Annotated in this window: 16 protein-coding genes; 4 read left to right on the top strand and 12 right to left on the bottom strand. The window is 71.7% G+C overall.

What is annotated here, in order from left to right; all coding sequences use genetic code 11:
- Nucleotides 1–67 precede the first annotated feature (67 nt).
- Together ACPA54_RS00575 and ACPA54_RS00570 are read left to right on the top strand one after the other, a co-directional pair.
- Nucleotides 68–622, top strand: a complete 555-nt coding sequence (locus ACPA54_RS00575; protein WP_423525629.1) for a cysteine dioxygenase — start codon at nucleotides 68–70, stop codon at nucleotides 620–622.
- Nucleotides 616–1,119 (top strand): rhodanese-like domain-containing protein, encoded by a 504-nt coding sequence (locus ACPA54_RS00570; RefSeq protein ID WP_423526848.1) that lies wholly within the window; start codon nucleotides 616–618, stop codon nucleotides 1,117–1,119. The genes ACPA54_RS00575 and ACPA54_RS00570 overlap by 7 nt, the downstream gene beginning before the upstream one ends.
- 300 nt (nucleotides 1,120–1,419) lie before the next feature.
- On the opposite strand, the gene ACPA54_RS00565 is transcribed toward ACPA54_RS00570, so the two are convergent.
- Nucleotides 1,420–3,735 carry an ATP-binding cassette domain-containing protein gene (locus ACPA54_RS00565; protein ID WP_423525627.1) on the bottom strand — a complete coding sequence of 772 codons (2,316 nt, stop codon included), beginning with the start codon at nucleotides 3,733–3,735 and terminating at the stop codon, nucleotides 1,420–1,422.
- A gap of 62 nt (nucleotides 3,736–3,797) precedes the next feature.
- Between ACPA54_RS00565 and ACPA54_RS00560 the strand changes: the two genes are divergently transcribed.
- The gene (locus ACPA54_RS00560; RefSeq protein ID WP_423525625.1) at nucleotides 3,798–4,823 is read left to right on the top strand and encodes a helix-turn-helix transcriptional regulator; all 1,026 of its coding nucleotides are present in this window, start codon (nucleotides 3,798–3,800) and stop codon (nucleotides 4,821–4,823) included.
- 76 nt (nucleotides 4,824–4,899) lie between these two features.
- On the opposite strand, the gene ACPA54_RS00555 is transcribed toward ACPA54_RS00560, so the two are convergent.
- The 5 genes from ACPA54_RS00555 to ACPA54_RS00535 all read right to left on the bottom strand — a co-directional run bounded on the left by ACPA54_RS00555 (nucleotide 4,900) and on the right by ACPA54_RS00535 (nucleotide 7,490).
- Nucleotides 4,900–6,108: a hypothetical protein gene (locus tag ACPA54_RS00555; RefSeq protein WP_423525624.1), complete on the bottom strand. Its 1,209-nt coding sequence runs from the start codon at nucleotides 6,106–6,108 to the stop codon at nucleotides 4,900–4,902.
- 338 nt (nucleotides 6,109–6,446) lie between these two features.
- A complete protein-coding gene (locus ACPA54_RS00550; RefSeq protein WP_423525622.1) occupies nucleotides 6,447–6,635 on the bottom strand; it encodes a DUF397 domain-containing protein in 189 nt (62 codons plus the stop codon).
- Nucleotides 6,632–6,820 carry a DUF397 domain-containing protein gene (locus tag ACPA54_RS00545; protein ID WP_423525620.1) on the bottom strand — a complete coding sequence of 63 codons (189 nt, stop codon included), beginning with the start codon at nucleotides 6,818–6,820 and terminating at the stop codon, nucleotides 6,632–6,634. Before ACPA54_RS00545 ends, ACPA54_RS00550 begins: the two co-directional genes overlap by 4 nt.
- Nucleotides 6,817–7,005, bottom strand: a complete 189-nt coding sequence (locus ACPA54_RS00540; protein ID WP_423525618.1) for a DUF397 domain-containing protein — start codon at nucleotides 7,003–7,005, stop codon at nucleotides 6,817–6,819. The genes ACPA54_RS00545 and ACPA54_RS00540 overlap by 4 nt, the downstream gene beginning before the upstream one ends.
- On the bottom strand, nucleotides 7,002–7,490 hold the full coding sequence (locus ACPA54_RS00535) for a DUF5753 domain-containing protein (RefSeq protein ID WP_423525616.1): 489 nt from the start codon (nucleotides 7,488–7,490) through the stop codon (nucleotides 7,002–7,004). Before ACPA54_RS00535 ends, ACPA54_RS00540 begins: the two co-directional genes overlap by 4 nt.
- An 89-nt stretch (nucleotides 7,491–7,579) precedes the next feature.
- On the opposite strand from ACPA54_RS00535, the gene ACPA54_RS00530 reads away from it, so the two are divergent.
- Nucleotides 7,580–7,906, top strand: a complete 327-nt coding sequence (locus tag ACPA54_RS00530) for a hypothetical protein (protein WP_423525614.1) — start codon at nucleotides 7,580–7,582, stop codon at nucleotides 7,904–7,906.
- Between the two features lie 60 nt (nucleotides 7,907–7,966).
- Here ACPA54_RS00530 and ACPA54_RS00525 read toward each other — a convergent pair whose 3' ends face one another.
- The 6 genes from ACPA54_RS00525 to ACPA54_RS00500 all read right to left on the bottom strand — a co-directional run bounded on the left by ACPA54_RS00525 (nucleotide 7,967) and on the right by ACPA54_RS00500 (nucleotide 13,894).
- Nucleotides 7,967–9,091 (bottom strand): LLM class flavin-dependent oxidoreductase, encoded by a 1,125-nt coding sequence (locus ACPA54_RS00525; RefSeq protein ID WP_423525613.1) that lies wholly within the window; start codon nucleotides 9,089–9,091, stop codon nucleotides 7,967–7,969.
- A 67-nt stretch (nucleotides 9,092–9,158) separates the two neighbouring features.
- A complete protein-coding gene (locus tag ACPA54_RS00520; RefSeq protein ID WP_423525611.1) occupies nucleotides 9,159–10,025 on the bottom strand; it encodes an amidohydrolase family protein in 867 nt (288 codons plus the stop codon).
- Nucleotides 10,026–10,045: 20 nt separating this feature from the next.
- Entirely contained in the window at nucleotides 10,046–11,224 is a 1,179-nt protein-coding gene (locus ACPA54_RS00515; RefSeq protein ID WP_423525609.1) for an amidohydrolase family protein, read from the bottom strand.
- Nucleotides 11,225–11,368: 144 nt separating this feature from the next.
- A complete protein-coding gene (locus tag ACPA54_RS00510) occupies nucleotides 11,369–11,986 on the bottom strand; it encodes a TetR family transcriptional regulator (RefSeq protein ID WP_423525607.1) in 618 nt (205 codons plus the stop codon).
- A gap of 144 nt (nucleotides 11,987–12,130) precedes the next feature.
- Nucleotides 12,131–12,808: a hypothetical protein gene (locus ACPA54_RS00505; protein ID WP_423525606.1), complete on the bottom strand. Its 678-nt coding sequence runs from the start codon at nucleotides 12,806–12,808 to the stop codon at nucleotides 12,131–12,133.
- Between the two features lie 456 nt (nucleotides 12,809–13,264).
- Nucleotides 13,265–13,894, bottom strand: a complete 630-nt coding sequence (locus ACPA54_RS00500; protein WP_423525604.1) for a hypothetical protein — start codon at nucleotides 13,892–13,894, stop codon at nucleotides 13,265–13,267.
- Nucleotides 13,895–14,537 lie beyond the last annotated feature (643 nt).

Below are 14,537 nucleotides of genomic sequence, written 5' to 3'. Positions count from 1 at the left end.
CCGGCACCCCCTGACGCACCCGAACCCGCCCACCGATTCCGCCGCGCTCTTCCGAGGACTCCCACACATGTCGCACAACACCACCGTCGCGGGCGAACCGTCCGCTGTGCCGGCCGATCCGACGTCGCCCGCGCCCGCGCCCGCGGTACGCCCGATCGACATCGTCGCCGGGTACGCCCGACAAGCCGCCGCTTCGCTGCACACCGTCGAGTTCGACCCGGTCTCACGCTGGTACCGCCGCCTGCACGCAGCAGACGACCACGAGGTATGGCTGCTGAGCTGGCTGCCCGGCCAGGGCACCGGACTGCACGACCACGGCGAGTCGTCCGGCGCGTTCACGGTCGTCGCGGGCACGCTGCACGAACGCTCGCTGATCGCCACGCCCCGGGGACGAGGAGCCGCCCGCGAACGGCTCCTCGTCCCCGGCGCGACACGGGCGTTCGGGCAGGGCTACATCCACCAAGTCACCAACACGGGGACCGAGCCGGCCGTCAGTGTCCACGTCTACGCGCCTCGGCTGACCGCCATGACGATCTTCGAGAACGACGCCGGCCTGCTCGGCCGCCCGGGCGACGGGCCGTTGACCCAACTGCGCGTCGAGCGGTCCGGAGAAGACTGGTGAGCGCGGCGGACCAGGCCGGGCACCCCACGCCCGAAGACGACCCGGTGACCGCGGAGCGCGGCTCTCCGCCGCCTCCCCACCACGGCCGGGCGCGCGGCGTCGACGCGCTGCTGGCCGCGGCGCGTACCCGCTACGCACGTGTGGACGTCCGGCAGGCGTACGACGAGTTCCACCACCACGGTGCCGTGCTCGTCGACACCCGCATTGCCGGGCAACGCGCCGCCGACGGCACCGTCCCGGGCGCGCTCGTCGTCGAACGCAACCATCTGGAGTGGCGGTTCGACCCGGAGTGCGACGCACGCCTGCCCGAGGCGGTCGGCTACGGCATCCGGATCATCCTGCTGTGCGACGAGGGCTACGCGTCGAGCCTTGCCGCGGCCTCGTTGCTGGACCTGGGGCTGTTCCGGGCCACCGATGTGGTCGGCGGATTCCAGGCGTGGCGGGCGGCCGGACTGCCCGTCGCCGCGCCGGACGACTCCGCACCGGGCGTCGGCTGAGGGTGTTGCCCCCGAGTCGGCGAACCCTGCCGTTTCGGGCCGCGGTCGGATTCCCGTCCGGCCGTGTGCCCGCGCCCGCCCGACACTGTGCCTGGTGGCTGCCCGCGCCGCTCGCGCGGTGTCTGCCGAAGGTGGCGCTGGAACGGTCGTCGGGAGCCGAGAAGGAGGGGCAGCCGGTCGGCTGACCCGGATACGGCGTCGATCCTCGGACCCCGGGCTCGCCCGGGGTCCGAGGATCGAGGCGATTTCGCCGCGAAGTCGCTCCGGAGGGACGACCGCGGCTTTCGCCGCGACCGCCTGTCAGACCCCGTCCGGCATGGTCTCCCGCAACGCCGTGCCCGTGGCGGAGTCGGGGTGGTCGGCGAGTTCCTCCGGGGTGCCTTCGAAGAGGACGCGGCCGCCGTGTCGGCCGGGGCCCGGGCCGAGGTCGACGATCCGGTCCGCGCGCCGGATGACCGTCAGGTTGTGCTCGATCACGACGACGGTGTTGCCGGTGTCGACCAGGCGGTCGAGGACGCCGAGCAGGGTGTCGATGTCGTCGAGGTGGAGGCCGGTGGTGGGTTCGTCGAGGACGTACAGCATCTCGCCGGTGGCCGACCGCAGTTCCTTGGCGATCTTGAGGCGTTGACACTCGCCGCCGGAGAGCGTGGACAGCGGCTGTCCGAGGGTGAGGTAGCCGAGGCCGACCTCGGCGATGTGGCGGAGTGCGCCGCCGATGTCCGGGACGTCGAGGCGGTGGCGGGCCTCGGTGACCGTCAGGGCCTCGACGTCCGCGATCGTGAGGCCGTCGACGGTGTAGCCGAGTGCCTTGTCGTTGAACTTGCTTCCGCCGCAGGCCTCGCACGGTGCGGAGTGGCCGTCCATGAACGCGAGGTCGGTGAACACGACGCCGGTGCCCTGGCATTCCGGGCAGGCGCCGGCGGAGTTCGCGCTGAACAGCCCGGCGTTCACGCCGTGCGTCTTCGCGAAGAGCTTGCGGATGGCCGGGCCGATGCCGGTGTAGGTGATCGGGGTCGAGCGGCGGTTCGTGGACACCGCCCGCTGGGTGATCGCCGTCGCGGTGTGCCGCGCGAGCAACTCGGCGAGCAGGCTGGACTTTCCGGAGCCCGCGACGCCGGTGACCACGGTGAGGATCCCGGCCGGCAGGTCGACCGTGACGTCGCGCAGGTTGTGGCGGCGGGCGTCGGCGATGCGGAACGGGCGGCCGGTCGAGGCGCGGCGGCGCGTCGCGCGCGGAGTCCGGCGCAGGGCGCGGGAGGTGGGGCTGTCGGCGTTGGCCAGGGCGTCATAGTCGCCCGCGAAGACGACCGAGCCGCCGTCGCGGCCCGCGCGGGGGCCGACCTCGACGATGTGGTCGGCGATGCGCATGACGTCGGGGTCGTGTTCGACGACGAGGACGGTGTTGCCCTGGTCGCGGAGACGGGTGAGCAGGCGGGTCATGGCGCGTACGTCCTGCGGGTGAAGTCCGACGGTGGGTTCGTCGAACACGTACAGCATCTCCGTCAGGCTGCTGCCGAGATGCCGCACCGTTTTGACGCGCTGCGATTCACCGCCGGACAGCGTCGCGGTGGCACGGGCGAGCGACAGGTAGCCGAGGCCGATGTCGGTCATGGCGGTCAGGCGCGCGTGCAGCGCCGCGACCGCAGGGGCGACCCGTCGGTCGTCGATGTCCGCGACGAACGCGGCGAGTTCGGAGATTTCGAGGCGGCTCAGCTCGGTGATGGTCCGGCCACGCACGCGGACCGACCGGGCGGCTTCGCCGAGCCGCTCCCCGTGGCAGTCGGGGCAGGGGGCGGACCGGGTGAAGCGGTCCACCACGGCCTGCTTCCGCGCGGACACCGTGTCGGAGGTGTGCAGGTACACGCGTTCGAAGCGCTGGACGACGCCTTCGTAGTCCTTCGGTGGCTTGGTGCCCAGGCGGGCGGCGGCGGGGCCGCCGTACAGCAGCGCCTCGCGCTCGTCGGGTGTCCAGTCGGCGAGCGGGGTGCGGGCGTCGAAGCTGCCGATGTCGGCGTACTGGCGGTACCAGTACTGCCCGTTGCCGAAGCCGGGCAGCAGGATCGCCCCGTCGGCCAGGGACTTGGCGGGATCGAGGATGGCATCGACATCGGTGGCCAGCGTCTCGCCGAGGCCGGCGCAGGTCGGGCACATGCCGGACGGGTCGTTGAACGAGAAGCGGGTGGACTCGCCGATGTGGGGTGTGCCGATGCGGGAGAAGAGGAGACGGAGGTAGGCGTACGTGTCGGTGATCGTGCCGACGGTCGACCGGGCGTTCCCGCCGATGCGGCGCTGGTCGACGACGATGACGGGGGAGAGGCCGTCGATGTGGTCGACGTCGGGGCGCACGTACTGCGGCAGGCGATTGCGCACGAACGGCGTGTACGTCTCGTTGAGCTGGTAGCCGGCCTCGGCCGCGATCGTGTCGAAGACGAGCGAGGACTTGCCGGAGCCGGACACGCCGACGAACACGGTCAGCGCGTTGCGCGGGATGTCGAGGTCGACGGATTTGAGATTGTGGGTGCGGGCGGCGCGGATCCGGATGGCACGGCCGGACCGGGCGGCCGGGGTGTCGGCGTCGGGCGGGCTGTCGGCTCGGGGTGCGTGCTTGGTGACCACGTCCGCCACGCTAAGCGGCATTGCGGCCGGATTCCGACCGCAATACCCGGACACTGGGAAGCATGGCCGACGTCACCCGCCGCATGCTCGATCTGCTCGCCGCACTCCAGACCGGGCGCACCTTCGGCGGCGCCGAACTGGCCCGCCGGCTGTCGGTGAGCCCGCGCACGCTGCGCCGCGACGTGGAGCGGCTGCGGGAGTACGGCTACCCGGTGGAGACCCGGACGGGCCCGGACGGCCACTACCGCCTGCGGCCCGGGACGGCCGTACCGCCGCTGATCTTCGACGACGACGAGGCGGTGGCGACGCTCGTGGGCTTGGCGTTGGCACGGGCCGACGGTGCCGGCGCCGGTACCGGTGCCGGTGCGGATGCGGCCGAGGGCGGGGGTGGGGACGGGGATGCGGGCGGGGGCACCAGCATCGCGGCCGCGGCCGACCGGGCGTTCGGGAAGCTCGACCACTTGCTGCCGACCCGACTGCGGCCTCGTGCGCAGGCGGTGCGGGCGTCGCTGGAAGCAGTGCCGCTGCCGGGGCCGCCGGTGGACGCGGGCGTGCTGGCGGTGGTCGGGGCGGCGTGCGCGCGGCACGAGCGGATCGGCTTCGTGTACACGGCGGCCGACGGGGCCGAGTCGGCGCGTCGGGTGGAGCCGTACCGCCAAGTCCTGATGCGGCGCCGGTGGTACCTGCTCGGCTGGGACCTCGACCGCGCCGACTGGCGCACCTTCCGCCTCGACCGGGTGCGCGAACCCGTGCCCGCGGGAGCGCTGTTCGTGCCGAGGCCGCTGCCCGCGGAGACCGCCTACGCGTACCTTCGCGCCGAGATGACCACGCCCCGGCACCGGGTTGTCGTAACCGTCGAGGCCCCGGCGGACCGGGTCGCCGACCGGTTCAAGTACGACGAGCAGGCGGTGGTCGAACCGCTCGGGGAGCGGCGCTGCCGGGTGGTGACGCGGGTGGACTCGTTCGAGTGGCTCGTCTTGGTGGTGGGGCTGCTGGACGCCGATTTCGTGGTCGACGAGCCCCGCGCGTTCGCGGACCGGTGCCGGGCCACGGGCGAGCGTCTTAAGCGGGCCGGGCGCGGCGGCTGACGGCCGGCTGCCTGGGCCGTGCCCGGGGCGGGGAGCCCCGGGCACGGCCGTTGTCGGCAGGGGATTCAGGAGTCGCTCAGGACGCCGGAATCCAGGGACTCCACGCCGTGAACGGGAGCGTGCTCGACAGTTCCGGGTTCTGGGCGGTGCCGACCACCCGAAGGCCGATTCCGAACTCGCCGGTCGAGGCGCCCCACAGGTGCTCGGTACCCGAAGGCAGCGTCACCGGGCTCGCCGGCTGGCCGGGGCGGGCGGGCAGCCGCACCGCGTACCCGGCTTCGCCGATCGGCGCGGACGGCTCGTTCCGGGCGCCCACCGCGACCGGTCCCGCCGCGGTGAACGCGACGTCGTCGAGCTGCCGAGCGGCACTGCCCGCGGGGAGCGGCACGCGTTCCCAGGCCCGACCGGTCCAGCGCAGCGCGATCGCTTCGCGCTCCTGGCCGACGACGTAGCCGACGGCCCAGGTGCCCTGGGTGCGGGAGGCACGCACGTTCTCCAGCCAGACACTCGCACCGTCGCCGCCGAGCGGCACGGCGACCCGGGTCCACGCGCGGCCGTCCCAGTGGGCGGAGGTGTTCTCCGGGCCGACCACCCACACGTCGTCGGCCGCCGCGGCGGCGACGGCGGAGTACCAGCCGACGTCCCACGCCGAGCCGTCGGGGGCGACGGGCAGCTTGACCCGGGTCCAGGCGCGGCCGTCCCAGTGCGCGACGAGCGCGCCGTCATCGGCGGCGCCGACCGCCCACAGGTCGTTCGCGGTACCGGAGAGGCCGTACAGGATGCCGCTCGGGAGCGCGGAGGTGTCGACCGTCGTCCAGGCGCGGCCGTCCCAGCGGGTGACCCACGGCCGGTCGGTTCCGTCGGCGCTGACGTACCCGGCCGCCCACGCCTGGCCGGCACCGGTGACCTGCACCTGGTGCAGCCGCGCGACCGCCGAACCGCCCGGCACCGGCACGGTGTCCGGCACCCACCGGCCGTTCGCGTAGTGCGCGGCCAGCGGAGCCCAGCCCTTGGTGCCCGCGGGCCGGATGTACCCCACGGTCACGCTCGTGCCGCCGACCGTGCTCACGTCCGCGGGCACCGCCACCGATGCGTCGCCCACCCCAGGCGTATCGATTCGCCATACGGAGGCGTCGGGCGTCACGGCCGCGGGCGCCACCGGCCCCGCGCCCTGCGCGTGTGCCGCCGCCGGCAGCGCCAGACCCGCCGCCAACAGCGCCGCGGTCAGCCCCACTCCGGCCATCCGCCCGGCCTTGCCCGTGCGCTTGCCTTGCTTTACCGCCATGTACCTGTGCCTCCCGGCGTTGTCGTTCCGGTACGGGCGGGATCGATGACGACCCGCCTGCCCTTCACGACGCGGCGGGAGGAACACGACGTCACACAGGCTTCGTGGAGAATTTCACTCGACGCATCGCCGAGGCACTCGACACGTTGCCGGTCCGCGGACTGCCGACCACCGACCTGGGCATCGACCCGGCGACGGTCCGCGCGCCCGCGAACGTCACGGTGACCGCCGCGACCCCGGGCAACCTGGCGCTGCGCCACGCGGCGGTGACGGTCACACACGGGGCACGGAACGGCGGTGAAGTCGCCGGCGGGACGGGCGGTGAAAGCCTGAGCCGCCTACCGAGGGCTTTTCACGGCGGCGACCAGCGACGCCCACTCGGCGCGGGGGAACACCAGCACCGGAGAGTCGGCGATCTTGCTGTCCCGCACGGGCACGATTGCGGGGAACGAGGGCGAGACTTCGAGGCAGGCCCCGCCTTCCCCGTTGCTGTACGAGGACTTGAACCACACAGCGTCAACGCTCATGAGGTCTCCTTCACCGAGGAGACGAGTTCCGCCCAGCCCGCGTACGAGAACACGAGCGTGGGGGAGGCGCTGAGCTTGCTGTCCCGGACGGGTACGACGGCCGGGAACGAGGGCGAGACCTCAAGGCAGGCGCCGCCGTCACCGTTGCTGTGGGAGGACTTGAACCAGATGGCGTCAACGCTCATGAGCTCTCCTTCATCGAGGAGACGAGGGCCGCCCATCCTGCGTACGAGAAGACGAGCGTGGGGGAGGCGCTGAGCTTGCTGTCCCGGACGGGTACGACGGCCGGGAACGAGGGCGAGACCTCAAGGCAGGCGCCGCCCTCTCCGTTGCTGTGCGACGACTTGAACCACACGGCGGCGATTGTCATGTCCGATAGGCCCTCACTGCCGATTCGAGCACGGTCAAGGACGCCGCCGGTGACAAGGCGGCAGCCCTGACGTGATGGTAGGACCTCATGTAGTTGCTCACCAGTGCTGGGTCTTCGATGAGCTGTGCCGTGTGCGCGCCTTCGTTGTAGGCAATCGACGGGGCATCGTCGAAGGTCATGAGGATGGTCGATCCGTACATCAACGGATGCGGACCGGCGCTGCCCGGCATCACTTGGACGATGACCGGCGAGTCGCCGGCCGAGAGGTCGCGGAGATGAGTCAACTGAGCCGCCATCGTCTGGGGAGAGCCGACTGTGATGCCAAAACACGCTTCGTGGATGACAGCCCAAATCTCCGGCGCGTTGCTGCGATCCAGCAGCTTGCCTCGCTCCAAACGGGCTTGGACGTGGGATTCGATCTCGGTGCGCGGCGCGTAGGGCAGCGAGGCCCGCATGAGCCCCCTGGCATAGTTGGCGGTCTGCAAAAGGCCGTGCGATCACTCCGTGTGGCCGTTCGATTACTGCAAGACGTCTGTTGTGTCGCGGCAGGGGGATCCGGCCTAGCATCTGCCGGATGCCCTACTTCGACGACGACGAGCCGGTGTTCAAGAAGCAGAAGTGGGGGAATCCGCGGTATGTCTACAACCCGCGGAACCCCGTGGGGATGTTCCTGATCGTCGTGTCGTTGGTTGTCGTGGTGGTGGGGCTGGTGTCGCTGAGCAACAAGTCGCCGACCGAGTCGAAGCCCTACGCGCCGTACCCGTCGACGGACTACTCGGCGCTGTTCCGGAGCCTGGAGGCGCAGCGGACGGCATCGGCGAGCCCCACCGCCACCGTCTCTGCGAGTGTCACCCCATCGCGAAGTGCCGACGCCTCGGCCACCCCCACGCCGTCCCGCTGACGCGAACCCCCCGCCCGCCCCGGGCCGTCCCGGGCCGGGGCGGGCGGAGGCCGTTCGGGGTCAGGCGCCGGCGGTGCGGCGGAAGACCGTGGTGCGGTGTTCGGCTTCCGTGTCGAGCTTGGGGATGATGTGTTCGCCGAAGAGGCGGATGGTTTCCAGGGTGCCCTCGCGGGTGTCCGGGCCCAGGCCGAGGACGAGTTGGTCGACGCCCGCGGCCTCGAACTGCTTGACGGCCTTGAGGGCATTGTCTGGGTCGCCCACGATCATCGCGCCGGCGTCCGCGGCGAACTCCACCATCTCCGCGTTGATGTCCGGCACCAGTTCCGGCCAGTTCGGCAGGCCTTCCGGGTGCGGGAACGTGTCGTGGTAGCGGTACACGTTGCTCACCAGGTACGACGGCCGCGCCGCGACCGCCCGGTCGATCGCCGCGCGCTTCTCGGTGGCCACGAAGCCCGTCGACACCGCGAGTACGTTGTTGTTGACGAACGCGCCGATCGGCTCGGCGTTGCCGATCGCCTCCTTGTACTTCGCCGTCAGCTTCTCCGCGGCCTCCAGGTCGCCGATCGAGAAGCCGAGCACGCCCAGGCCCAGTCGCGCGGCCATCTCGTACGACGGCGGGCTGCCCGCCGCGTACCACATCGCCGGGTGGCCCTTGCCGTACGGCTTGGGCAGGATCCGGCGCGGCGGCAGCGACCAGAACCGGCCGTCGTAGCCCTCGTACTCGTCCTGCAGCCACATCTTCGGGAACTCGCGGATGACGTCTTCCCAGATCTCCTTCGTCTGGGACATGTCCTCGATGCCCGGCAGGAAGCCCAGGATCTCGTGCGATCCCGCGCCGCGCCCGGTGCCGAACTCGAAGCGGCCGCCGGACAGGTGGTCGAGCATGGCGACGCGCTCGGCGACCTTCGCCGGGTGGTTGACCTGCGGCAGCGGGTTGAAGATGCCCGAGCCTATGTGGATGCGCTCCGTCGCGTGCGCGAGGTAGCCGCACATCACGTCGTTGGCTGACAGGTGCGAGTACTCGTCGAGGAAATGGTGCTCGCTCAGCCACACGTACTTGAAGCCCGCCTTGTCGGCGGCGATGCCGTACGCCATGTCGTTCATGAGCGCTTCGTGCTCGGCGTTCGGGTTGCCTTCACGGCGGAAGGCGGGGTTGTAGCCCTGGAGGAAGATGCCGAACTCCACGGAAATCCTTAAGCGTCGAAGGAGAATCGAGGGAGAGTGCAGGGGGAGCGAGAAGAGCCGCTGAGCGCTACGCGGGGTCGATCTTGAGCAGGCGTGCCGCGTTGCCGTACAAGAACTGCGGCCACACCTCGTCCTTGAAGCCGACCGACGGGAGTTCCCCGAAGATCCGGTCGAGCGTGAGCCCCATCGGGAAATACCCCGCGTAGAGGATTTTGTGCGCGCCACGGGTGTTGGCGTAGTCGACGATCGCCTTCGGGTAGTAGCGGGGCGCGAACGCCGACGTCGAGTAGTACAGGTTGGGCCACTTCAGCATGAGCTTGACCGCGAGGTCCACCCACGGCTCGCAGCCGTGCCGGGTCACCATGACCAGCTCGGGGAAGTCGTACATCACTTCGTCGATCAGCTTGACGTGCTGCGGTGCCATCTTCAGGCGCGGTCCGGGCACACCCGCGCAGACGAAGATCGGGATGTCCAGCTCGACGCATTTCGCATAGAACGGGTACATCTTCTTGTCGTCGATCGGCACCTGCGGGAACGTCCCGGACGGGAAGCATCCGGCCGCCCGCACCCCGAATTCCTCGTACTCGCGGACGAGTTGCCGGATGCCGTCCATCCCGGTGTTGGGGTCGACGTTCGACGACGCGAGGAATCGGTCCGGATGCTTGCGCAGCGCCGTACGGGACGTCTCGTCGCCGACGCCGATCAGCCCGTGCCGGATGCCGAACCGGTCCATCTCGTGCAGCGTGAACCCGACCGGGTCGTCGGTCGGCAGATCCTTCGGCACGCCCTTGAACATGTACTCGGCCGGGAACTCGAAGTCCTCGCGCGACTCCCGGTCCTTGGTCTGCCGCCGGATGAACGCGTACTGGTCCCAGCCTTCGTGCGGGAAACCGATCATCGTGTCGACGACCGGGACATCCGTGGGGAACGGCATCGAATACCTCCTCGGAACGGTCAGGGCAGACGGCGGACGAGCGACTCGGCGTTGGTGCGCATCACCTTGACCTGCTCCTCGTCGGTGAAGCCGGACGCCTCCAAGTCCTTGGCGAAGGCCAGGGGTTCGGCGATGCCCTCGGTGTGCGGCCAGTCCGAGCCGAGCATGATGCGGTCGGCGCCGATGGTGTCCCGGAGTTCGGTGAGGTCGTTCTCGTGGAACGGCGCCACCCACAGCCGTTCGCGCAGCGTTTCGCGCGGATCCTGCGGCCAGGCGTGCCGTTGCTGCGCATACGACTTCTTCAGCCGCCGGAACAGCACCGGGACCCAGTCCGAGCCGGTCTCGATCGCCGCCAGGCGGATGCGCGGGTGGCGGGCGAGCACGCCGTACGACAGCAGTGCGGCGATCGTATCGGCGATCGGCTCCGGGCTGATCAGGCCGCGCATCGGCGTCGCCCGGAATGCCTCCAGGTCGTGCGACTCGCCCCACCACGACAGGAGTTCGGCGTACGCGTTGTTGCCGCCGTGGTAGACGACGGTGATACCCGCCTCGTTCACGAGCGACCAGAACGGTTCGAACACCGGATCGCCCGGGGACGTCCAGCCGCGGGCGGTCGTGATCGGCCCGTACTGCATGACGATCATCCGCGCGTCGTGCTCCAGCGCCCACCGGAGTTCGGCGACCGCGTTGTCCGGGTCCGCGAGCGTGATGTACGGCGCCGCGAAGATCCGGTCCCGGTACGCAAACCCCCAGTCCTCGTCGAGCCACCGGTTGAACGCCCGGAACGCCGCGCACAGGGCCGGGATGTCGTGCCGCAGCGCCTGCTCCATGCCGACGCCCAGCGTCGGGAAGAACATCGCCCCATCGAGCCCGAGTTCGTCCATCGCGGCGAGCCGCGCATCGCGTTCGCGGTACGCCGGACGGGTCGGCTCCAGTTCGCCGAACTGCTCGATCAGCGAACCCTCGGCGGTGCCCCGGAACCACTTCTCCAGCACGCCGGGCTTGGCCAGCCGGGAGAACGTCGGGTCGGGGATGAACTTGTTCACCTTGCCGCCGACGAGCAACCGGGTCTTGCCGTCCACCTGCGCCCACTGCATGCAGCGCTTGCGGAACTCCGGCTCGATGTGGCGGGTGAAGGCGTCGAGTGCTTCGTAGTAGTGGTTGTCGGCGTCGAACGCGCGGAACCCCTGAGGCAGCATGCGACCAAACTAAAACGCGATTCTTGTCATGGTCAACGTTTTCGGAAGGCGGATGCGCGGAACGGGGCCGGGGTACGTGGCCCTTGACGGGGATTCGGCAGGGGCGCGGCGGGAGCCCGGTGGGAGTTCGGCGGCGGGGGCGGCTCAGAGCCCGGCCAGCACCCGCCGGGTGACGCGCTCGGTGTCGTCGAGGATCTCCGGCCAGGCCTTGCGCCCGGTCACCCACGCGATGAGCCCGGTCGACACGACGGCCTGCACGGCGACCCCGGCGGTTGCCGCGGCCTCGGCGGGGACGTCCGGCATCAGCGCTGCCAGGGCGGCGTCCGATGCGGCGTTCATCCGCGCGATCATCTCGCTGGCGTACGGATCCGCGGAGCAGACCAGACTCACCGTGAGCCGCGCGAAATGCGGATGCCGCTGGAAAGCCCGCAGCTCGCGCCGCGCGAACCGGAGCACCCGCTCCTCCGCCGACGCGGCCGGCGGGCGTCCGCCGCCCGGCCCCATCTCGGTCAGCACCCGGTCGGTCAGCCGGCTCTGCCAGTCCGCGACCGCGGCGGCCAGGAGATGGTCCTTGGACGAGAAGTACCGGTAGATGGTGGCCAGCGAAATCCCCGACCGCGCCGCGACATCCCGCATTTGCAGAGCATCCGGCCCGATCTCGGCGACCAGTTCGATCACCGCGTCGGTGATCCGCCGGTACCGCGCAAGCTGCGCGCGCGTCATGGCGTCCACAGCCCGCGGAGGAAGCTCACTCGTCGACACGGGCGCAGTCTAGACGGGCGGAGGCGGGGGAGGGTCCGCGTGTGCGCGATCGGGATTTCGAAAACCTGGTTTTCATGCCGGATTCGGCGGAATGGGGGCGGCCCCGGGCAGGATGCCTGTGCCCGGGGCCGCGTGATGGCTTGGTCAGCCGAGGTCGGTCAGCGCCGTCGAGGCCTGCTCCGGCAGGGACGCGGTGACGGGGAGCTGCGCGACGGCCTCGCGGGCCGCGGCGGCGGCTTGGTCGGCGGTGTCGGCGGTGTCGCGGACGGTGTCCGCGCCGGGAAGCGCAGCCGGGTCGACGGGCAGCGTGCGCACCGGGTTGTCGGGCATCGTCGGCACCGGGTTCTCGGCGGACGGTGCCTGCGGCACGCCGGGCAGGAGGTCGGTCACCGTCTGGGACAGGCCCTCGGTGAGCTGCGTGACCTGGTCACGCGCGCCGTCGAGCGACGGCACGCCGTCGAGACGCGTGCCCGGGGTGTCCCCAGGAGCTATGCCGGTCGCACCGGCCGGCACCTCGACGGGCAGGGCGGCCGTGAGGTCGGCGGCCGGGACGTGCGCGGCGACGAGACCGCGCACCGCGTCCGCCACCTGGCCCGGGTCGGTCGGCAGGGACGCGACGTCCGGCGTCCCCGGCAGCGGCGGAACGAACGGCACCGACGGAACGGCGGGCGCCGCAACCACCGACGACGCGGACGGCACGGCCGGGGTGGCCGGCGCCTTCGCGGCGGTCGCGGCCGCGGCACCGGCCGCGCCGAGCGCGGCCAGGCCGAGGGCGACGCCGGTCACGACGAAGCCGCGGTTCCAACGGACGATCTTGCGCATGTGTGAATTCCTCGAAGTGCTCGAAGGGTGGGGAGATTCCCGGGATGGACCGGGATCTCTTCGGATTGCCGGGGATGTCCCCGGATGCCGCGGACGTCGTACGTGCGTCGGGTGCGGCGGCCTGACCGGAGTCCCGGCCCGTGACGGGGTCCGGGTCGGTCAGGAGTCTTGGGTGCGGCCGGGTGCGGGCATGGCCGCCTCGCACCGTGGCCGGAGATGTCCGGGCGTGGCCAGTACGGGGCGGGATACGGCGAGGGGCGTGAGGGGACCCGCCGGTCAGGCGGATCGTGGTGTCACGACTGGCAGCGTCGGAGGCCGATGCGGCCGGTCGACGCGCCTACCCCGGGCCACGGCGGTGCGCTGCCGCACCCCGTGGTTCGCCGTGCTGCCGAGGAACCGTGATGCCGGGTGCCGAGGCACGCGGTATCCGGACGCGGCCGGCCGGGAGTCCGCCCGTCAGGCCGGGGAAACCGGGACGTCGCCCGGCCCGCCGCTCGGCCCGGCGGCCGCGGTGCGGGATCCGGTGGGACGCGCCGGGGAGGCGGCGGCGGTCGGCGCCGGAGCGGCACAGACCGCACCGGGGGCGTCCACGCGGTGCCCGGAGCCGTTGACGGCCTCGCCGGAGGTGGACGCGGCCGACGAGGGGCCGACGGGTGCGGACGGCGCCTCGCGGTCCGCGGTGTCGTGAGGCAACTGCCGGGTGGAGAGGGCAGGTTGGGCGGACCCGACGCGCCGCGGTCCGTCGAAGGCGGCAACCGGCAGCTCTGCGGCCGTGTCCTGACCGACGCGGGATGCTTCGGGGGTTGCGGCCCCGGGCGGCGTCTCCGGAGCAGGGGCCGGCTCGGTGGAGCGGGCAGCCGCATCGTCGCGGACACCGCCCGATGCGTCCTCCGTCGGACGCAGGCTCGGCAGGTCGCCGACCAGCGCGTCCGTCGAGGGCGGGACCAGCGTGACCGCTTCGAGGCCCAAGTCGTCGAGTGCCGTGGAGACTTCCCGGCCGACTCCGCTCGCCGCGGGGGATCCGACGACCGTCGGCAGTTCTCCGGGGGAAGCGGCGAGAGCGGGGGGAGTGGCGAGCGCAGTCACGCGCTGCGGCACCGACACGGGCCTCGCGGCGGCGGTCGCGCCCGCTCCGACCGCCTTGGCGGGCGTCGGGGACGTGACAGCCGAGACAACCCCGGCGGGCGAGACGGGCGTGTGCGCCGAAGCGGTGGCTGCGTTCGACCGTTCGCTCGCCGTCGGACTCGTCCCGGACACGGCCGGCGCCTTCGCCGGATCCGCTCCGGGCTTGGCCGACGCGGACTTCGCAACCGCATCACCTGCGACAGGCTGCCCCGTCGTGGTCGGCACGCCCGGCACGGCTTCCGCCGCCTGCGCCCGATCCGACAGCACCCAGCCACACAGCACGATCCCCGCGGCGAACATCCCCGCCAGCACCGCCCGCCGCACCGCCGACGTGCTCGCAAGCACCCGGCAGGGCAAAGCAAGGGCGTTACGCAGCAAAGGAGATGGCCTCTTCCGGACGCGACGGTGAGCGGGCGTTCGTGGCGGTGAAGCGAGGATGCCATGGTCGGCAGGGGTGCCCGCAACCCCGACATCCGGATCCCGAAGCCCGGATCGCCCTGCCGCGCCCCCGGGTCAGGGCCCGGAAACCCGCTCACAGCAGCAGGCAACGCGCGTTGCTGGGCCGGTGGAGAAGAGGGTCAGATTGCGCGAGCGCGTAACCCCC

This window comes from Uniformispora flossi, from assembly GCF_049534875.1.
GTDB lineage: Bacteria > Actinomycetota > Actinomycetes > Streptomycetales > Streptomycetaceae > Yinghuangia > Yinghuangia aomiensis.
The sequence above is the reverse complement of the archived record's forward strand: the minus strand, read 5'-3'. Positions and strand labels throughout refer to the sequence as shown.